We start from the raw sequence: 18,247 nt of genomic DNA, 5'->3' as shown, positions 1-18,247 counted from the left end.
GTCGCGCCGCGGGCGCCGCCGGCCCGGGTCCGCTCAGCCCAGCTGGCGCTCCGAGACGAGGAAGCCGTCGTGGTCGAGGGCGATGCCCGCGGTGGCGCGCATGATCGCCCCGGCCAGCGCCTCGATGCGCTCGGCGGCCCCTGCCCGCATGCGCCGCACCGCCGGGTCCGCGGTGTCGAGCGCCTCGCCGAGGTCCTGGGCCAACGGCTGCCAGCGCACCCGGTAGGCGATCTGCGGGCCCGCCGCGTGGGCCGCGACGATGCCGGGCACCGCCTCCTCGAGGAGGACCCCGATCTCGATGAGGCCGGCCTCCAGTCCGAGCTCGGCGAGGTCGACCTCCACCGCGTAGCCGTCGAGGACGATGGGCTCAGCGGGGTCGATCTCCGCCCCCAGGCGCTCGAGCGCCTCAGCGGACACGGGCAGCGGCATGCGCGCGCCCGGGGCCACGGCGCGCACCCGTTCGAGCAGGACGTCCGGGGCGAGCCAGTAGTGGGAGTAGACGGCGAGGTCGATGTGGGCGTCCGGATCCGGGGTGAGGATCCGCTCCGCGCTCGATTGCCCCGGTGTCGAACCCGCGGCGGCGAGCCCGGCGGGATCGGACTGCGCGGTGCCGCCCGAGGCCTCGTCGGCGCAGCGCACGGCGGTGTGCAGCCGGCGGGCCAGGGCGACGAGGAGCGCCAGCCCGCGGCCCTCCTCGCGGTCGGGCAGGCCCGCCGGGAAGTAGGAGGCGAGCTCGTCGGCGCGGCGCACCCACTCCGGCGGGGGCTCGGCCTCGCGGTCGCGGGGTCCGGCGAGCGCGAAGGCCGCGCGCGCCCACGCGGGCAGGCCGAGCTCCGCGCGCAGCGGCGCGTCCAGCGGGACCGGGCCCACGAGGCGGGAGTGGCGGCTGAGCCGGCGCTCGGGGATGCCCCCGGGCCCGGGCTGGGCCGCGGCCAGCTCCGGCTGGCGGTTGGAGATGAGCGCCGCGACATCGCTGGGCTCCACCTGCCCGTCGAGGAGGAGCAGGTGGCAGGCGGCGAGGAAGCCGGGCAAGCCCGGGGCGGCGGCGTCGGGCGCGGGCATCAGAACCCGCCGCGGTAGAAGTTCTCGAACGAGCGCGAGGCCGTGGGGCCCCGCTGCCCCTGGTAGCGGTTCGCGGTTGCCGGGTCCGAGCCGTAGGGGTGCTCGGCCGGCGAGCTGAGCTCGAAGAAGCACAGCTGGCCGATCTTCATCCCCGGCCACAGCGTGATGGGCAGGGTCGCGACGTTGGACAGCTCGAGCGTGACGTGGCCGGTGAACCCCGGGTCGATAAATCCCGCCGTCGAGTGGGTGAGGAGCCCCAGGCGGCCCAGCGAGGACTTGCCCTCGAGCCGCGCCGCGATGTCATCGGGCAGCGCGACCGCCTCGCGAGTGGCGCCCAGCACGAACTCGCCGGGGTGGAGGACGAAGGACTCGTCCGGGGCCACCTCGACGAGCCGGGTGAGGTCCGGCTGCTCGAGCGCGGGGTCGATGACCGAGTACTTGTGGTTGTCGAAGAGCCGGAACCAGCGGTCGAGCGTGACGTCGACCGAGGACGGCTGGATGAGCGCGGGGTCGAAGGGCTCAAGGCGCACGCTGCCCGCATCCAGCCGGGCGGCGATATCGCGGTCTGATAGAAGGCTCACACCGGCAAACCTACCGGCCGCGCCCGCCAGCGGCCAGCGGCTGCGGGGCCTGTCGCGCCGGGCGGGGCCGGCGGCCGCCGGGCTGGCCGCGCCGGGCGGGGCCGCACCGGGGCCGGCGCGGCTGCGCCGCCGGGGAGGCCCGCGCCCATATCACGATCCCGCAACGGTTGGGGCGGCGTGTTCACACGATTCCGCGTGTTCGCTCAGCCCATGCTCTACAGTGGAGCACGAACTACGCCCGCGCCGATGGTGCCTTCCCCCTTTGCCAAGGATGGGCGGGATGTCGCTATCGCCTTTTGCGTGGACGTGAAGCCACAACCGAAAGGCCATACTGTGAAGACTTTCAAAAGTCTTGTACTTGCCCCCGCAGTAGCAGCCGCCGCGGTTACCGGCATCATCGCCGCACCCGCCGCCGCTTCCACCGCTCCGACGAGCGCTCCCGCACAGTCCGAGGAGGACGGCGCCGCAGCGCTGCCGTCCGCAACGGCCGGGCCCGCCCGCGCCGTGCCGACGTCCTCGGCGCCCGCGGCCAGCGCAGCCCCGTCGGCCCCGGCGAGTACGAGCGCACCCAAGACCAGCACCGCGACGGCGAAGGCCGACGGCCCCGCCGCCCAGGTGGAGAGCGCCACCGTCAAGCAGTCGGTGATCGGCGACCAGGCCAAGGGCCTGAAGTTCACCGGCACCGGCTTCTCGGCCAACTCGAAGGCGACCGTCACCGTCGTCGCCCCCGACGGCAAGGACTACACGCCCGGTACCGAGCTCACCGTGACAGCCAAGGGCACGGTCAACGGCACGTACTTCTTCACCGTGGACAAGGGACAGAAGGTGCCGACCGGCACCTACAAGCTCTCCCTCACGGACGTCTCGACCAAGACGAAGACGAAGCCCGTCGAGTTCGAGGTCGTCTCGGATACCGCGCCCACGACGACCACTCCGGCCCCCGCGCCGGCGCAGTCGAGCACGGCCCCCGCGAGCTCCGCCCCGGCATCGAGCTCCGCCCCGGCACCGAGCACGGCCCCGCAGACCACCGCCCCGCAGACGCCTGCGAGCAGCGCGCCCGCGACGTCGGCGGCGCCCACGACGAAGGCGCCGGCTACCACGGCGGCGCCCACCACGCAGGCGCCCACCACCGCGCCCGCGACGACGCAGGCACCGAGCGCGAAGCCCACCACGGCCGCGCCGGCGACCACGCCGGCCGCCACGCCCACCACGACGGCACCGGCGACCACCGGCGCCCCGACGACGGCCCCTGGCACCGCCGCGCCCTCGACGGCCGCCGGGCCGTCGAGCTCGGCCGCCGTCCAGCAGCCCACCCTGCGCGTGGATCCCGAGCGGATCTCCACGACGGAGTTCTCCGATTCCGACGGCGGGGTCTCGATCGTGCTCGAGCACGCCCCGGCGAACACGAAGGTCACCCTCTCCGTCGAGCAGGCGCAGGGCAAGGTCAAGCCGTTCGAGCAGGTGAAGAAGACCGACGCGAAGGGCGTCGCGCGCTTCGGCGTCCGCTCGAAGACCGCCCCGGTGCTCGGCACCTACAAGCTCGAGGTGACGGGCAACAAGGTCGATGAGGCCGGCTCGTTCAAGGTCGTGACGACGCGCGCCGCGGACGCGGACCAGAGTGCGGCCGCAACCGACGGGGCCGGCGGCTCCAATGGGTCCGACGGGTCCGACGGCGCGAACGGCGCTGGCGGCTCCGATGGGTCGAACGGTGCCAACGGGTCGAACGGCGCCGGCGGTTCCGACGGCGCGAATGGGGCCGACGGTGCCAACGGCGCAGGTGCGGCCGACGGTTCGAACGGCGGTGCGGCCGGTGCCGACTCCGGGTCCGACGCCTCGGGCTCCGGGAGCACCGACTCCGCCGGCAGCGACCTGCCGCGCACCGGTGCCGAGATGACCGGGCTGGCGCTGGGCGCCGGGCTGCTCGTCGTGGGCGCCGCCGCCGTCATCATCACCCGCCGCCGCGCAGACTCGGCCGATCCGGCCGACTTCTGAGCCGCACGCACGGGCACGCGCGACCGGTGGGGGCCGTCGAGCTGGATCTGAGCACGATCGTGCTCGCCGGCACCCCGCTGGCTCCCGCACCGCTGGGCGCCTCCGACCGACTCGTTCTCATGGGGCAGAGCGAGGAGGTCGGGGGCGCCCTGCGCGCTGTCCGGGCGCTGCCCGGCGCGGCCGGCGTGCCCCGCCCGCCGCGGGACGGCCGGCGTGTGCGCGCCTGGGCCAGGGCCGCCCTCGCCGAGGCGCTCGCCGGGACCCGCATCCGCCGCTCCGCGGTGCGCGCGGCGCTTGTGCGCGCCGGCGCGGACTGGGGCCTGCCCCGCGCGGTCCTGACGCGCGCGCGCCTGCGCGACCTCACACCCCTGCAGCGCTCGCGCCTGCAGAGCGCACTGGCAAGCGCCGCCGCCGAACTGGGCGGCGCGGGCTGGCTCGTGCTCGAGGCGCCGTTCGGCGGTCTGGCGGGCCGCGAGCGCGCGGGCGCCCGCGACCACCTCGTGCGCACCCTCGCCCGGCGCGGCCTGGGCCTCGTCATGAGCACCGCGGATCCCGTGGACGCGGGGGTGGTCGGCGGGCGCGTCACGGTCCTCGAGAAGGGCCAGGTCGCCGATTCCGGCCCGTTCGGCGCGCAGCTCGCAGCCCCCCGCTCGAACCTGGCCGCCGGCCTGGCGGGCGTCAACGTCTTCTCCGCGCTGGCCCGCGGCGGGTGGATCTCGATCGGCCACTCGCAGGTGCGCGCGCGCACCGAGCTCGACGGCAAGCTCTTCGTCACGATCCCGACCTCCGCGGTGCGCCTGGCCGTCGACGAGTTCTCCGCGCACCTGACCTCCGATGCCGTCTTCGAGGCCGTCGTGGTGGGCATCCACGACCGCGGCGAGGGCGTCCAGCTCACCCTCTCCCCCACCGACACCGAGGCCGGGCTCACCCTGGCCGCCGACCTCTTCGACTTCTCCGCCGCCGCCGCGCACGCAGCCGCCGCCCGCGCCGCCGGCGCGCAGGACGCTGGAGCGGGGAGCGCTGAGGCACAGGCTGCCGAACCGGAGGGAAGCGGCGCGCCCGCATGGGGCATCCTCCACCCGGGCCTGGGCGCGGACGTCGCGGCGCAGCTCGCGGTCACCGGCGTGGGCGCGCACCTGTTCGTCGAGGTCGACACCGCGGCGCTGCGCGCGTACCCCGTGGACCGGGCGCCCACCGCGCTCCAGTAGCCGGCCGCGGGCTGGCGGCGGGCCGGCGCGGAGCCTTGCGATAGTGTGCACGAACAGCGCCCAGACCGAGCCGGAGGTGGACATGCGCGAAGCAGCGCGCAGCGCCGCGGCCTCCCAGTGGGCGCTCATCGCGGGCCTCCTCATCGTGGTGCTCGGCGTCGCCTCCGTGCCGCTGGCCAATGCGGTGCTCTACACCCCGCAGCGCGCCGTGCTCGCCTACCTCGACGCCCTGGGCGACGCCGATGCCGGCCGGGCCCGCGGCTACCTCCAGGCGCCCGACGCCGCCAACCCGTCCGCGCTCAGCGATGCGGCGCTCGAGGGCGCCGCCGCGCTGCCCGCCCAGGCGCGGATCACCTCGGCGCAGGTGGAGGGCGCGAGCGCGCGGGTGAGCGCGTCGTACGTGCTGGGCTCGAAGCCGCACGAGACGACGTTCGAGGTCATCCGCACCCGGCCCGTGTGGGGCCTCTACAGCCGCTGGGCGATCCGCATCGAGCAGTGGCCGACGCTCGACCTCGACGTCTCCGGCGCCTCCGCGGTGGACGTGGGCAGCGCCACCGTGGCCGCCGAGGGCGGTCCGCCCGCCGTGCTGTTCCCCGTCAGCTACGGGATCGGCTTCAACGAGAAGTACCTGCGCGCGCAGACGAAGCGGGTCGACGTCGTCAGCGCCGACGATGCCGCGCGCGCGGCGCTCAAGCCCCAGCCCACCGAGGAGCTGCGCAAGCGGGTCGACGAGATCGTCCGCTCCCAGCTCGACGAGTGCGCCAAGCAGCCCACGCTCATGCCCGCGGGCTGCGCGTTCGGCTACGAGACGAACAACGACGTCCTCGGCAAACCGCAGTGGACGGTCGTGAAGTACCCGAAGATCGAACTGCAGTCCGAGGGCGACGAACTGCGGGTCGTGCCCACGACGGTGGGGCTGCGGCTCACGGCGCGGATGCGCGACGCCGTCACCGCCTACATCTCCCAGACGCAGGAGCCGGTCTCCGCCCCCCTCGGCGCGAGCGTGCGCGTGGTGGGCGACGACGTCACGGTCGAGCAGGACACGGGCGAGTCGCTCGGCGGGAGCTGAGCCGGGCGCTGCGCCCAGCGCTCAGCCGCCCGCGGGGCAGGCCGCAGCACAGTCGGCGGAGCTCAGCCGCCCGCGCCGCGCAGGTCGAGGTCGAGCACCGCGGGGCCGTCCGCGCCCAGCTCCACCGGGATGCCCCAGTCCTGCTGGTAGAGGTGGCAGGCCGCGTGCAGCGGGATCTCGCCGCCGGGTTCGCCATCGCAGGCGGCCGCGCGCGCGGTGATGTGCAGCACCCCGGAGTCGAAGCCCTCGGCCAGCTCGATCGTCCGGTCGATGCCCTCGGATCCCCCGGCGCCGGCCGCGATGAGCTCGGGGGGCGTGGCGGAGACCTGCAGGTACGTCGGATCGCCCCAGCGGTCGTCGAGCTTCTGGCCCCTGGGGACGTCGAAGTGCACGCGCACGCGCACGCTCCCGGTGCCGATGCGGGTGGCCGGCCGGCTCGTCTGCTGCGCCCCCTCGGTGACCCGGGCCAGCTGGTCGGCGATGGCGACGGCGGTGAGGCGGTGGGCGGCCGATTCGACGACGAGCAGGTGCGCCGGTAGGCCGTCGGCCTCGCCCACGACGAGGAGGTCCGAGGGCTCCGCGAGGCCGCGGGCCAGCGTGCCGACCTCACCGGTGGCCGGGTCGTAGCGGCGGATGGCCCCGTTGTACGTGTCGGCCACCGCGATCGAGCCGTCCGGCAGCTCGGCCGCACCCAGGGGGTGCTGGAAGCGGGCCTGCTCCGCCGGGCCGTCCTGAAACCCGAAGTCGAAGAGGCCGGTGCCGACGTACGTCGTGACCTCCCCCGTGGCCGGGTCGAGGCGGCGCAGGGCCGAGGTCTCCGAGTCCGCCACGATGAGCGAGCCGTCGGCCGCGGGCGCCAGGCCGGAGGTCTGGGCGAACCACGCCTCCTCCGGCCCGCCGTCGACGAGTCCCTCGTTCATCGTGCCCGCGAACTGCCGGATGGTCCCGGCGGCCGGGTCGAAGGACCAGATCGTGTGGTTGCCGGCCATGGCGACGAGCACCTCGGCGGTGGGCTGCGAGAACGCGAGGTCCCACGGGCTCGACAGCTTCACGGCGCGGGCGGCGCCGCTGTAGCGCCCGGCCTCGCCGCTGCGGCCGGCGACGTTGTCGCTCGCGCCGATCATGTACTGCTCACCGGTGCCGGCGACGGTGCTCACGGTGCCGGCCGTCAGGCTAATGCCGCGCAGCAGGTGGTTGACCGTGTCCGCGGCGACGAGGTCGTAGCCCACCCGCTGGGCGAGCTCGGGCGGCAGCTCGACGGCGCCGCCCGGCTCCGCGAAGCGGGCGGCGGCGAAGTCCCCGTCGGCGCGGCCCCGCTCGCCGCTGCCGATGCGCTGGAGGAGCCGGGCGCCGCTGGGATCGTATTCGGCATAGGAGTGGTGGCCGGAGTCCGCGACGAGCAGATTGCCCTCGTGGCCGGGTGCGGTGAGCCGGATGACCTTGCCGGGGAAGCGCAGCTCGCCCTCCACCGGCTCCGGGGGCACGTAGGGCCCATCACCGCGGTGCAGGGTGCCCTTGGCCGCGTGCTCCGCGATGAGGTCCTCGATGAGCCCGGCCAGGCCCGCCGAGTGGCCCTCGCCGGACATCGAGGCGACGAGGTAGCCCTCCGGGTCGATGACGGCGAGCGTGGGCCACGCGCGGGCGGTATAGGCCTGCCAGGTCACGAGGTCCGGGTCGTCGAGGACGATGTGCTCCACCTGGTAGCGCTCGACCGCCTGGTCGACGGCCTCGACCGTGCGCTCGAACTCGAACTTGGGGCTGTGGACGCCGATGATGACGAGCTCGTCGCGGTACTTCTCCTCGATGGGCCGCAGCTCGTCGAGGACGTGCAGGCAGTTGATGCAGCAGAACGTCCAGAAGTCCAGCAGCACGACCTTGCCGCGCAGGTCGGCGAGGCTGAGCTCGCGGCCGCCGGTGTTGATCCAGCGGCGGCCGGTCAGCTGCGGGGCGTGCAGGCGCGGGGCGCCGCCGCGAGCCGGGGAGGGTGCGGATTCGCTCATGCGCACAGTGTGGCACGCAGCCCCAGCGCTCCAGGCGGCGCGGGTCACGGGGCGTCACGGCCGTCTCCGGCTAGGATCGGCGCATGGTCACGGTGAGCGAGTACCGCAGGACGATCTTCGACCTCGTGAGCCGGCTGCGGCGCAGCGAGGAGGTGCCGCTGGCCGCGAGTGCGGGGCACGTCCTCGTCCTCGCCGAGGACGTCCACAGCCCCGCCGACGTCCCCCCGTTCGACAACTCGCAGATGGACGGCTTCGCCGTGTCCTCCGAGGATCCCGCCGTCACCGGGGCGCAGGCCCCGGCCGCCCCGGCGCAGACCGCGGGGGACGTGCGCGCCGCCGCGGACGCGAGCTTCGGGGGCCCCGCCCTGCCGCTCATGCCCATGGTCCCCGCCGGCCGCGCGCCCGAGCCGCTGCGCCGCCGGCACGCCGCGCCCGTCATGACCGGCAGCCGGATGCCCGAGGGCGCCGACTGCGTGATCCCGGTCGAGCAGACCGCCGACGGCTTCGGGCGCGCCGACGCCGTGTCCTTCACCGAGTCCCTGGGCGAGCTCGCCCAGCCCGGCCGGTTCGTCAGGCGCCGCGGGTCCGACACCGCCGCCGGCGAGCGCATCGCCCGCGCGGGCGAGCGCCTGAGCCCCGCGCTGGCCGGCGTCCTCGCCTCCTGCGGGCTCGCCCACGCCCCGGTCTGGGCGCCGCTGCGCATCCTCGTCGTCTCCACCGGCGACGAGGTCGTGGCGCCCGGCGCCGAGCGCGGCGAGGCGCAGATCTTCGACGCCAACGGCATCGCCGTGACCGGCGCGCTCATGGCCGCAGGGGCCCGGATCGTCGCGACGCTGCACGTCTCGGACGATCCCGCGGACCTCTTCGCCCAGGTGGGCCGGTGGGCCGCGCAGACGGACCTCGTCGTGTCCATGGGCGGCATCTCCCAGGGCGCGCGCGAGGTCATCCGCCTCGCCGCCGCCGCGGAGGCCGAGGGTTCCGGCGGCGCGGTTGCCGGCGGCATGGTGTTCGACGCCGTGGGCATGCAGCCGGGCGGGCCCCAGGCGCACGGCAGGCTCGCGGGCCTGCCGTGGATCGCGCTGCCTGGCAACCCGGTCTCCAGCCTGGTGAGCATCGAGATGTTCGTGCGGCCCGCGCTGCTCGCTGTGTCCCCGGAGCGGGCGCCCCGGCCCGTCGCCGAGGCGCGCCTCGAGCTGGCGGCGCCCCAGGACTCGCCGCCGGGCAAGCTCCAGGTCCGCCGCGCCCACCTGCGCCCGGACGCCACCGTCGAGCTCATCTCCGGGCCCAGCTCGCACCTGCTGGGTGCATACGCGCGCGCCGATGCCCTGGCGCTCATCGGCGCGGAGACCACGCAGATCGCCGACGGCGACGAGGTCATCGTGTGGAGCATCGCATGAGCGGCGGGGCGCACCGGCCCGGGCCCGCGCAGCGCGAGCCCGCAGCGGAGCGGGGGCCGGCGGGCGCCTCGGGCGCGGCGGGCCGGCTCAGCCACCTCGACGAGGCAGGCCGGGCGGTCATGGTCGACGTGTCGGACAAGGACGTGACGAAGCGCAGGGCGGTGGCCCGCGGGAGGGTGCGGACGACGCGGCAGGTCATCGCGCTCATGCGCGCGGGCGGCCTGCCCAAGGGCGAGGCCGTGCACACCGCGCGGCTGGCCGGGATCATGGGGGCCAAGCGCACCGCCGAGCTCATCCCCATGTGCCACCCGCTCCCGCTGTCGGGCATCGACGTGGACATCGAGCTGGGTGAGGCCGAGGTGCGCCTCGTCGCGGCGGCGAAGACCACGGGCCGCACCGGGGTGGAGATGGAGGCCCTCACCGCCGTGAGCATCGCGGCGCTCACGGTCGTGGACATGATCAAGGCCGTGGACCCGGCCGCGGTGATCGGCGACATCACGGTCGTGGAGAAGTCCGGCGGCAAGTCTGGCCACTGGCACAGCCCAGCGGACCCCGCCGGCACCGCAGACGCCACGAGCACCGCAGGCAGCGCAGACAGCGCAGGCAACACAGAGACCGCAGGCACCGCACAGCGGTCAGCAGACACCCCGGAGCACCCAGCAGAGACGGAGCCATCATGAGCATGCACCGCGTCGCCCAGGCAGCAGCGTTCGTGGGGGTGAGCACGGACACCCTGCGGCGCTGGATCGCCCAGGGGCGCCTGAGCGAGCACCAGGACTCGGCGGGCCGCCTCGTGGTCGACGGGGCCGAGCTCGCGGCCCTCGCCCGCGACACCGCCATCCTGCCGGCGGACCCGAGCGGCGTGGCCTCCTCGGCCCGCAACCGCCTCGTGGGCCTCGTCACGAAGGTCACGACCGATACGGTCATGGCGCAGGTCGACATGCAGTGCGGGCCCCACCGGATCGTCTCCCTCATGTCGCGCGAGGCCGTCGAGGACCTCGACCTCAAGCCCGGCGATGTCGCGGTCGCCTCGGTCAAGGCGACCACCGTCGTCGTGGAGACCCCGCGGGACTGAGTGCGCGGTTGCCCCGTTCGGCACACTCTGACAAAACACGTGAAATCCCGCGCGGAGCCGCACCTGCAGGCGAACGCGGCCACCGCAGGCGCATATGATGGAATCACCAGCCCCCGTCAAGGAGATCCCATGCTGCACCGCACCCGTCTCACCGCCGCCCTCGCCGGCTCCGCCGCGCTCGCCCTCGCCCTGAGCGCCTGTTCGGGCGGGCAGGGCTCCGATTCGAAGGACGGCGGCGAGAAGACGCTCACCGTCTTCGCTGCCGCCTCGCTGAACTCGACGTTCACCCAGATCGGCAAGCAGTTCGAATCCGACCACGACGGCGTGAGCGTGAAGTTCAACTTCGCCGGCTCCTCCGACCTCGTCAGCCAGCTCAAGGAGGGCGCCCCCGCGGATGTCTTCGCCTCCGCGGACGAGAAGAACATGAAGAAGGCCACCGACGACAGCCTCATGGACGGCGAGCCCAAGGCCTTCGCGACGAACGTCCTCACGATCGTCACCGCCCCGGACAACCCCAAGAAGATCACCGGGCTCAAAGACCTCTCGAAGAGCGGCGTCCAGACCGTCGTGTGCGCGGACGGCGTGCCCTGCGGCAACGCCACGAAGGAGGTGACCGAGAAGGCGAAGGTCACCCTCAAGCCCGTGAGCGAGGAGTCCAAGGTCACGGACGTGCTCGGCAAGGTGGAATCCCGCCAGGCCGATGCGGGCCTCGTCTACGTCACGGACGCCAAGAGCGCCGGCGACAAGGTCGAGGAGGTCGACTTCCCCGAATCGAAGTCCGTCGTCAACACGTACCCGATCGGCGTTCAGGCCGCCCAGGACAAGGACCTCGCGCAGCAGTTCGAGGACGCGGTGATGTCCGAATCGGGGCAGAAGGTGCTGGGCGAAGCGGGCTTCGGCAAGCCGTGAGCGTCCTCCTCCGCGCGGCCGGGCCTGTGCGCCCGGCCCGCCGGAGGCACTGATGCGCGTTCCGCTGCCCCGCTGGCTCTATGCGCCCGCGGCACTCGGCGCGCTGCTCATCGTGCTGCCCCTGGTGGGGCTCATCGCGCGCGTCGACGTCGCCGCGTTCTGGGGCCTCATCACGTCCCAGAGCGCGCTGACGGCCCTGGGGCTCTCGCTGCGGACCTCCCTGGTCGCCACGGCGATCTGCCTGCTGGTGGGCGTGCCGCTGGCGGTGGTCCTGGCGCGCAGCCGGTTCCCGGGCCAGCGGCTGCTGCGCACGCTCGTGCTGCTCCCGCTCGTACTGCCCCCGGTGGTGGGCGGCATCGCGCTGCTCTACACGTTCGGCCGGATGGGCCTCGTTGGCACGTACCTCGAGGCCGCGGGGATCCGCATCGCCTTCACCTCCGCGGCGGTCGTGCTCGCGCAGTCGTTCGTGTCCCTGCCGTTCATGGTCATGACGGTCGAGGGCGCCCTGGCCAGCCAGGATGAGCGCTACGAGGTCGTGGGGCTGGGCCTGGGCGCCTCACCGGGCTACGTGCTGCGCCGCATCACGCTGCCGCTGCTGCGCCCGGCGCTCGTGTCCGGCACGGTGCTCTCCTTCGCCCGTGCGCTGGGCGAGTTCGGTGCGACGATCACGTTCGCCGGCTCCCTCGAGGGCACGACGCGCACCCTGCCGCTCGAGATCTACCTCCAGCGCGAGACGGACCCGGATGCCGCCGTCGCGCTCTCCCTCGTCCTCGTCGTCATCGCCGTCGTCATCGTGCTGGCCACCTACGGCACCCAGGGCGCCAGCGCCGGCGGTGCCCTGCGGCGGCTGCGCGCGTTCCGGCGCGGGCACGGGGAACGCACCGGGCGCGGGAAACGCGGTGCGCACGGTGGGCACACGCCGCTGGGCGATGCGCCCGAGCGTCCCCGCGGGGACGCCGTCGCGGTGAGCCCCTCCGGGCAGCCCCCCGCCGCCGAGGCGCCCGCCGGGCCGGCCGCGTCCGCACCCCCAGAGCCGGTGCCGATACCGATACCGGGTGAGGATGCCAGCGATGCTCCGGCCGGCGCCACACCCGAGGCCCCCGCTTCCGAGGCGCCCGCGGGGCCGGTCGCGCCCGCGCCCCCGGTGGCCGCCGAGGGCACGAGAGGGGCTCCGGCCGGTCCCGCATCCGAGTGTCCCGCGGACACCGGGTTGCGCGTCGCGTTCGCGTGCCCGGAGCGTGGGATCGCCGTGGACTTCACCGTGGCCGCGGGCTCGACCACGGCCATCATCGGGCCGAACGGCGCGGGCAAGTCCACGTGCTGCGAGGTCATCTCCGGCCTGCTGCGCCCCGCGGCGGTGCTCGTCGAGCTCGACGGGCGCGTCCTGGCCCGCGAGCATCGGCGCCGCGGGCACGCACCCACCGCGGAGCCTGGGGGCACGGGGGGCGCGGGGGTTGACGAGATTCGCGCCGCGATCGCCGATGCGGGGAGCGGGCGCGCGTGGGTGCCCTCGCACCGGCGCGGGGTCGTACAGCTGGCGCAGAGCCCGCTGCTGTTCCCCACGCTGCGGGTGGAGGAGAACGCGGCGTTCGGACTGCGCGCGGCGGGCGAGGGCCGCACGGCCGCGCGGTCGCGGGCCCGTGCGATGCTCGCGCGGGTGGGCGCGCTCCCGCTGGCGGACCGACTGCCGTCCGAGCTGTCCGGGGGGCAGGCCCAGCGCACCGCGATCGCGCGGGCGCTGGCGGCCCGGCCGCAGCTGCTGCTCCTCGACGAGCCCATGGCCGCGCTCGACTGGGACTCCGCCCGCGCGATCCGCGAGCTGCTCGGCGGTGTGCTGGCCGCTCAGACGGCACTGCTCATCACCCACGACGTGCGCGATGTGCGCGCCCTGGCCGACCACGTCATCGTGCTCGAGGACGGCGGGGTGCTCCAGTCCGGCACCGTCGCCGAGGTGTTCGCAGCCCCCGCGTCCCCGTTCGTTGCGCGCTTCGCCGCGCAGGGGTAGCAGCACGGCACGGTGAGAGGCCGGCCGGCGACAGCAGCGGCGGACGGGCTCAGCGGCGGGGATTTAGCGGAGCACCGGGCGTTCGAGGTCCGTGTTGTCGAAGATCCAGTCGGCGCGCTCGCGCGGGCGCGCCTCGGCCAAGTAGAGCCGCTGGCCGCCCACGTAGCGGTGGTTCGAGTGGGCCTCGGGGTCCGGGTCGTGGAGGCCCGGATAGCGCTGCGCGCCCCGCGGGACCGTGACCTCGAACGGCGCATCCACCCACACGACCGCATCCCAGACCCTGCCGAGTTCGGGGCGCTGCAGGAAGATCCCGTCGACCACGACGAGCGCGCCCGGTGGGACGTCCACGGAGCGCGGCTCAACAGGGGCGTCCACGTCGACATCCCAGACCTCCGGGGCGATCGGCTCGCCCCGGCGCAGCGGCTCGACGACGCACGCCCGGAATGCGGCGTAGTCGTAGGAACCGCGATAGGCGCCCTCCGGGCCCAGGCCCGCGGCCGCGCGCTGGGCTCGGGGGACGTGGAAGCCGTCGATGCCGACGTTCACGACGGGTCGGCCGCCCGTGCGCTGGGCGCGCAGCACGAGCTCGGCCGCCAGGTGGGACTTGCCCACCCCATCGACGCCGTCGAGGGCCACGAGCGCACGGCGCTCGGGGTGCACCGCGCGCAGCCGCTCCAGTAGGCGCTCCACGACGAGACCCCGGCGGGACTCCGACGGAGCATCGGGTTCACCGGGCTCCGCCTGTGACTTCGACTCCTGCGCCGATCCCGGTTCGCTCGCTGGCTCCGCTCCCGCTCCGCCAGCGCTCATGCCGGCTCCGTGCGGGTCCACGCCTCGAACCCGCCGGTCACATCGAAGACGCGCGGGGCTCGGGGGCGCGCGCGGGCAGCCGCCAGGAGCGCCTCGACCGCCATCGCGGAGCGCGCGCCGGAGGCGCAGTGGACGTAGAGGGCGCCGTTCGCCCCGGCACTGGCCTTCGGGTCCCCTGCGGCCGGCCTACGCGGCCCTGCCGCCGGCTCCCACGACGCCGACTCCCCCGGCGCCGCGAGGTCCAGGACCGCCGCGGGATCGGCCAGCACGCGGGCGAGCGGCACGTTGACTGAGCCGGGGATCGCACCTGCGGCCGCCTCTGCGGGCTCGCGGACATCCACGACGACCGCGCCCTGCCCGGCGGTCGCCAGGACCTCCCGCAGCCGCGCGGCGGTGACGGACGCGGCCAGGCCGGCCCCCACCTCGGCGGCGGACTGCGGGCGTCTGACCTGCGGGTTCGCGGCAAGGGGCAGCTCGTCCCAGCGGCCGTCGCGCATGTCGTAGACGGCCACGCGGCCCACCAGCGGCTCGCCCCAGCCCAGGGTGAGCTTGAGCGCCTCGGCCGCCAGGGCCGTGCCGAGGATGCCCGGCACGGTGCCGAGCACGCCCGCCTGCGCGCAGCTGGGCACGGAGCCGGCCGCGGGGATCGTGGGGAACAGGTCGCGGTAGACGGGGCCGCGGCGGGCGTCGAAGACGCTGAGCTGGCCGCCGGAGCCCAGCACCGCCGCCCACACGTGCGGAATGCCGAGCAGCGTGGTCGCATCGGAGACGATGTAGCGGGTGGCGAACGTGTCCGCGCCGTCGATGACGAGGTCGTAGCCGGCCACGAGTTCCAGGGCGTTGCCCGCCTCGAGGCGCACGGGATGGGCGATGACAGTGGTGTGGGGGTTGAGCGCGCGCAGCCGCTCGGATGCGGAGTCCGCCTTGGATCGTCCCAGGTCAGGCGTGGCGTGCAGCGGCTGGCGGTGGAGGTTGCTGAGCTCGACGACGTCGTCGTCGATGATTCCGATCGTGCCCACGCCGGCCGCGGCCAGATAGGTCGCCGCGGGCGACCCCAGGCCACCGGCGCCCACGCACAGCACCCGCGCCGCGGCGAGCCGGCGCTGGCCGTCCGGTCCGACACCGGGCACCGCGAGCTGGCGGGCGTAGCGCGGATCGGCGGCCGGGTCAGCGCAGGCGCCCGATGCAGCGGTGGCATCGCAGCGCGGAGCGTGGCCCGTCCCGCTCACTGGAGTCCCACCCAGTCGTGGCCGCCGGCGGCGTAGTGCTGCTGCTTCCAGATCGGCACGCGCGCCTTGACCTCGTCGACGACCTGCGCGCAGCACGCGAAGGCCGCCCCGCGGTGCGCCGCCGCGACGGCCACGACGATGGCGTCCTCGCCCACAGCCAGCTCGCCGATCCGGTGCCGGCAGTAGACGCGCACCCCGGGGTGGCGCTCGGCGACCTCGGCGACGACGCGCGCCATGACCGCCTGCGCATCCGGGTGCGCGGTGTAGTCCAGGCCCACGACGTCCTCGCGGCCGGCGTCGTGGTGCCGGATGAGGCCGCGGAACTGCGCCACGGCGCCCATCGCGGGGGTGACGACCGCGGCCGCCGCCGCATCGGCGTCGAGCGGCGCGGCCCCCACGGCGGCCTCGACGACTGCGGAGTCCTCGGTCGCGGGCACTGCGGCCCAGGCGCGGGGCGCGGAGGACCCGTCGGCGGGCGCTGTGGAGTGCGCACCGTGGCCCTTGCCACCGGTGTGCGGCCCCGCTCCGGCATGCGGACCCACGCCCGCGTGCTCCTGGGCCTGGGCCCTGGCGTGCTGCTGGGCGCGCGGGGCGTGGTCGCGGATGTCGTCGAGCTGGGCAAGCAGGTGCGGCAGCAGCGGTTCGAGCACGGCCATCCCATCGCGCACCCCGCCCTCCGAACCGGGCAGGTTGACGATGAACGTGCGACCGGCCACCCCGGCCAGCCCCCGGGAGAGAACCGCGGTGGCGGTGTTGCGGGTGCCCGCCTCCCACAGCGCGTGGGCGATGCCCGGCAGCGTGCGGTCGAGCAGCGGGGCGGTCTGCTCGGGGGTGAGGTCCGCGGAGGTGACCCCGGTGCCGCCCGAGGTGACGATGACGCGAGGGCGGCGCGCCTCGGGCTCGGCCAGGAGCGCGGCGAGCGCGGCGCCCACGGGCGCGCCATCGGCCACGACCTGCGGCTCGCCGCAGCGCAGGCCCAGGCCCCGCAGCCACGCGACCAGCCGCGGACCGGTCGTGTCCGCCGACCGGCGGGCGGCCGCGGAGTTCGAGGCGATGATGACGGCGGCGCGGTGGCCCGTCACAGCGTGTTCCGAGCTCGCGTGAGCCGCATGCGATTCGCTGTCCATGCCCACCACGCTACCGCCGCCGGCGCGCGGTCCCTGCCCGCACCGCTGGGCCCCGCGGCGCCGCGCAGCCGGGTCGACCGCGGCGCCTGCGGGCGCACAGCCCGCGTTGTTACGATGGTCCGCATGTCCATCGCGCTGGGTATGCCCTCGCTGCGCGCCCCCGAAACCCCCGGTGAGCGCGCGCTCGAGCTTGAGCGCGGCCTGGCCGAGCGCGCCGGCGATGCCCCCCGCTCGGCAGCGCTGGGCGATCGCTTCGGCCGCGCCGCCACGGACCTGCGGATCTCCCTGACGGACAAGTGCAACCTGCGCTGCACCTACTGCATGCCGGCCGAGGGGATGGACTGGATGTCGCAGTCCTCCCTGCTCACCGCCGCGGAGGTCGCCCGGCTCGTGCGGATCGGAGTGGAGCGCTTCGGCATCGCCGACCTGCGCCTGACCGGCGGGGAGCCGCTCATCCGCCCGGACCTCGAGGACATCATCGCCCGCGTGCGCACCGCCCACCCCCGGCTGCCCATCGCGCTGACGACGAACGCGATCGGCCTGGCCAAGCGCGCACACGGCCTCGCCCAGGCGGGCCTCACGCGGATCAACATCTCCCTCGACACCATCGACGCGGACACCTATGCGGCACTCGCCCGGCGCGACCGCCTGGGCCAGGTGCTCCAGGGCATCGACGGGGCGCTGGCGGCGGGCCTCGCGCCCATCAAGATCAACGCGGTGCTCATGCGCGGCGTCAACGACGAGCAGGCCCCGGAGCTCCTGCAGTTCTGCCTGGACCGCGGCCTGCAGCTGCGCTTCATCGAGCAGATGCCGCTCGACGGCGAGCACGGCTGGACGCGGGAGAACATGGTGACGGCCGCTGACGTGCGGGCCCGCCTGGCCGAGCGCTTCGACCTGCTGCCGGACTCGCACGCCCGCGGCGGCGCCCCCGCCGAGCTCTTCCGGGTCACAGCGCGCGGCGGCGGCCCGGTGCTGGGCCGGGTGGGGGTCATCGCCTCGGTCACCGAGCCGTTCTGCGCCGCCTGCACCCGCACGCGCATCACCGCCGAGGGCAAGGTGCGCTCGTGCCTGTTCTCCCACGAGGAGTTCGACCTGGGCGCGCTGCTGCGCTCCGAACGCGACGACGCACAGGTGGCGCGCGCCTGGCAGCAGGCCATGTGGCTCAAGCCGCGCGCCCACGGGATGGACCACACCGGCCTCGGCGCTGCGGACTACGTCCAGCCAGAGCGCTCGATGAGCGCGATCGGCGGCTGAGCATGCTCACGGTCCGCTACTTCGCCGCGGCGAAGGCCGCCGCCGGCCTGCCCTCCGAGCAGGTCGACTACGCGGAGTTCGCCGCCGAGGTGCGCGCGCAGGCCTCCGCGTCCGCCGGGCTGGTCGGAGTGGCCGGGGACACGGCCGGAGCGACGGCCGGGCAAAAAGGCGACGACGCGGCTTCGGGTGCCGACGGGGAGCGCCTCTCCCCCGCCGAGGTGCACCGGCGGGCGCTCTTCGCCCTCCTTGCGCGCCGGCATCCTCAGCCCCCGCCCGGGGAGCCCAGCCTGGAGACGGTGCTCGCCCAGAGCACGTGCCTGGTCGACGGCCTGGCCCTCACCGGTAAGGCGCAGCTGGCCGACGGCGCGCGCGCGGACGTGCTGCCGCCCTTCGCCGGCGGCTGAGCCGTACCCCGTCGCCCGGGGCCGGTCCCGCGCCTGCGCTCCCTTCCGCTCGTGTGCCGCGCCCGCGCTGGCCCCTGAGCCCCGCGGGCGCACAAAGGCGGTCGGTCGGTGCCCGAACCGGGCCA

Annotated in this window: 16 protein-coding genes; 10 read left to right on the top strand and 6 right to left on the bottom strand. The window is 75.1% G+C overall.

The window, feature by feature from the left end; translation table 11 throughout:
- Window positions 1-33 precede the first annotated feature (33 nt).
- Window positions 34-1,062, bottom strand: coding sequence for a hypothetical protein (locus BRM1_RS10770; RefSeq protein ID WP_268525814.1), 1,029 nt, complete (start codon window positions 1,060-1,062; stop codon window positions 34-36).
- Window positions 1,062-1,643 carry a dCTP deaminase gene (gene dcd, locus BRM1_RS10765; protein WP_268525812.1) on the bottom strand — a complete coding sequence of 194 codons (582 nt, stop codon included), beginning with the start codon at window positions 1,641-1,643 and terminating at the stop codon, window positions 1,062-1,064. Before dcd ends, BRM1_RS10770 begins: the two co-directional genes overlap by 1 nt.
- A 333-nt stretch (window positions 1,644-1,976) precedes the next feature.
- On the opposite strand from dcd, the gene BRM1_RS10760 reads away from it, so the two are divergent.
- From BRM1_RS10760 to BRM1_RS10750, 3 genes are read left to right on the top strand one after another with little or no spacing between them, the layout of a single operon-like run.
- On the top strand, window positions 1,977-3,635 hold the full coding sequence (locus tag BRM1_RS10760) for an LPXTG cell wall anchor domain-containing protein (protein ID WP_268525810.1): 1,659 nt from the start codon (window positions 1,977-1,979) through the stop codon (window positions 3,633-3,635).
- A gap of 26 nt (window positions 3,636-3,661) precedes the next feature.
- The gene (locus BRM1_RS10755; RefSeq protein ID WP_268525809.1) at window positions 3,662-4,843 is read left to right on the top strand and encodes a hypothetical protein; all 1,182 of its coding nucleotides are present in this window, start codon (window positions 3,662-3,664) and stop codon (window positions 4,841-4,843) included.
- A 43-nt stretch (window positions 4,844-4,886) separates the two neighbouring features.
- Window positions 4,887-5,912: a hypothetical protein gene (locus BRM1_RS10750; RefSeq protein WP_268525807.1), complete on the top strand. Its 1,026-nt coding sequence runs from the start codon at window positions 4,887-4,889 to the stop codon at window positions 5,910-5,912.
- 62 nt (window positions 5,913-5,974) lie between these two features.
- Here BRM1_RS10750 and BRM1_RS10745 read toward each other — a convergent pair whose 3' ends face one another.
- Window positions 5,975-7,912 (bottom strand): NHL domain-containing thioredoxin family protein, encoded by a 1,938-nt coding sequence (locus BRM1_RS10745; protein ID WP_268525805.1) that lies wholly within the window; start codon window positions 7,910-7,912, stop codon window positions 5,975-5,977.
- An 83-nt stretch (window positions 7,913-7,995) separates the two neighbouring features.
- Here BRM1_RS10745 and BRM1_RS10740 point away from each other — a divergent pair, with 83 nt between their 5' ends.
- The 5 genes from BRM1_RS10740 (at window position 7,996) to BRM1_RS13995 (ending at window position 13,298) form a co-directional block, all read left to right on the top strand.
- Window positions 7,996-9,309, top strand: a complete 1,314-nt coding sequence (locus BRM1_RS10740; protein WP_268525803.1) for a molybdopterin molybdotransferase MoeA — start codon at window positions 7,996-7,998, stop codon at window positions 9,307-9,309.
- On the top strand, window positions 9,306-9,989 hold the full coding sequence (gene moaC, locus BRM1_RS14000; RefSeq protein ID WP_326956927.1) for a cyclic pyranopterin monophosphate synthase MoaC: 684 nt from the start codon (window positions 9,306-9,308) through the stop codon (window positions 9,987-9,989). Before BRM1_RS10740 ends, moaC begins: the two co-directional genes overlap by 4 nt.
- Window positions 9,986-10,384, top strand: a complete 399-nt coding sequence (locus tag BRM1_RS10730; protein WP_268525800.1) for a TOBE domain-containing protein — start codon at window positions 9,986-9,988, stop codon at window positions 10,382-10,384. Before moaC ends, BRM1_RS10730 begins: the two co-directional genes overlap by 4 nt.
- A 129-nt stretch (window positions 10,385-10,513) precedes the next feature.
- Window positions 10,514-11,293 carry a molybdate ABC transporter substrate-binding protein gene (gene modA / locus BRM1_RS10725; RefSeq protein ID WP_268525797.1) on the top strand — a complete coding sequence of 260 codons (780 nt, stop codon included), beginning with the start codon at window positions 10,514-10,516 and terminating at the stop codon, window positions 11,291-11,293.
- A 52-nt stretch (window positions 11,294-11,345) separates the two neighbouring features.
- Window positions 11,346-13,298, top strand: a complete 1,953-nt coding sequence (locus BRM1_RS13995; RefSeq protein ID WP_326956922.1) for an ABC transporter permease — start codon at window positions 11,346-11,348, stop codon at window positions 13,296-13,298.
- A gap of 63 nt (window positions 13,299-13,361) precedes the next feature.
- Here the strand turns inward: BRM1_RS13995 and BRM1_RS10710 are convergent, their stop codons facing one another.
- Genes BRM1_RS10710 through BRM1_RS10700 form a run of 3 tightly spaced genes read right to left on the bottom strand, consistent with a single transcriptional unit; the run spans window position 13,362 to window position 16,464 of the window.
- Window positions 13,362-14,108 carry a uridine kinase gene (locus BRM1_RS10710; protein WP_268525795.1) on the bottom strand — a complete coding sequence of 249 codons (747 nt, stop codon included), beginning with the start codon at window positions 14,106-14,108 and terminating at the stop codon, window positions 13,362-13,364.
- The gene (locus BRM1_RS10705; RefSeq protein ID WP_268525793.1) at window positions 14,105-15,337 is read right to left on the bottom strand and encodes a ThiF family adenylyltransferase; all 1,233 of its coding nucleotides are present in this window, start codon (window positions 15,335-15,337) and stop codon (window positions 14,105-14,107) included. The genes BRM1_RS10710 and BRM1_RS10705 overlap by 4 nt, the downstream gene beginning before the upstream one ends.
- On the bottom strand, window positions 15,334-16,464 hold the full coding sequence (locus tag BRM1_RS10700; protein WP_268525790.1) for a molybdenum cofactor biosynthesis protein MoaE: 1,131 nt from the start codon (window positions 16,462-16,464) through the stop codon (window positions 15,334-15,336). The genes BRM1_RS10705 and BRM1_RS10700 overlap by 4 nt, the downstream gene beginning before the upstream one ends.
- 123 nt (window positions 16,465-16,587) lie before the next feature.
- Here BRM1_RS10700 and moaA point away from each other — a divergent pair, with 123 nt between their 5' ends.
- Both moaA and BRM1_RS10690 read left to right on the top strand, forming a co-directional pair.
- Window positions 16,588-17,718, top strand: a complete 1,131-nt coding sequence (moaA, locus tag BRM1_RS10695) for a GTP 3',8-cyclase MoaA (protein WP_268525788.1) — start codon at window positions 16,588-16,590, stop codon at window positions 17,716-17,718.
- 2 nt (window positions 17,719-17,720) lie between these two features.
- Window positions 17,721-18,122 carry a hypothetical protein gene (locus BRM1_RS10690; protein WP_268525786.1) on the top strand — a complete coding sequence of 134 codons (402 nt, stop codon included), beginning with the start codon at window positions 17,721-17,723 and terminating at the stop codon, window positions 18,120-18,122.
- Window positions 18,123-18,247: the final 125 nt, after the last annotated feature.

The organism is Brevibacterium sp. BRM-1 (assembly GCF_026802075.1).
In the GTDB taxonomy this organism is placed as follows: domain Bacteria; phylum Actinomycetota; class Actinomycetes; order Actinomycetales; family Brevibacteriaceae; genus Brevibacterium; species Brevibacterium rongguiense.
The sequence above is the reverse complement of the archived record's forward strand: the minus strand, read 5'-3'. Positions and strand labels throughout refer to the sequence as shown.

Excerpts from the sequence above, each read along its gene's own strand:
- BRM1_RS10770 (WP_268525814.1), bottom strand. The coding sequence starts at position 1,062 with ATGCCCGCGCCCGACGCCGCCGCCCCGGGCTTGCCCGGCTTCCTCGCC.
- BRM1_RS10745 (WP_268525805.1), bottom strand. The coding sequence starts at position 7,912 with ATGAGCGAATCCGCACCCTCCCCGGCTCGCGGCGGCGCCCCGCGCCTG.
- BRM1_RS10740 (WP_268525803.1), top strand. The coding sequence starts at position 7,996 with ATGGTCACGGTGAGCGAGTACCGCAGGACGATCTTCGACCTCGTGAGC.
- moaC (WP_326956927.1), top strand. The coding sequence starts at position 9,306 with ATGAGCGGCGGGGCGCACCGGCCCGGGCCCGCGCAGCGCGAGCCCGCA.
- BRM1_RS10730 (WP_268525800.1), top strand. The coding sequence starts at position 9,986 with ATGAGCATGCACCGCGTCGCCCAGGCAGCAGCGTTCGTGGGGGTGAGC.
- modA (WP_268525797.1), top strand. The coding sequence starts at position 10,514 with ATGCTGCACCGCACCCGTCTCACCGCCGCCCTCGCCGGCTCCGCCGCG.
- BRM1_RS13995 (WP_326956922.1), top strand. The coding sequence starts at position 11,346 with ATGCGCGTTCCGCTGCCCCGCTGGCTCTATGCGCCCGCGGCACTCGGC.
- BRM1_RS10710 (WP_268525795.1), bottom strand. The coding sequence starts at position 14,108 with ATGAGCGCTGGCGGAGCGGGAGCGGAGCCAGCGAGCGAACCGGGATCG.
- BRM1_RS10700 (WP_268525790.1), bottom strand. The coding sequence starts at position 16,464 with ATGGACAGCGAATCGCATGCGGCTCACGCGAGCTCGGAACACGCTGTG.
- moaA (WP_268525788.1), top strand. The coding sequence starts at position 16,588 with ATGTCCATCGCGCTGGGTATGCCCTCGCTGCGCGCCCCCGAAACCCCC.
- BRM1_RS10690 (WP_268525786.1), top strand. The coding sequence starts at position 17,721 with ATGCTCACGGTCCGCTACTTCGCCGCGGCGAAGGCCGCCGCCGGCCTG.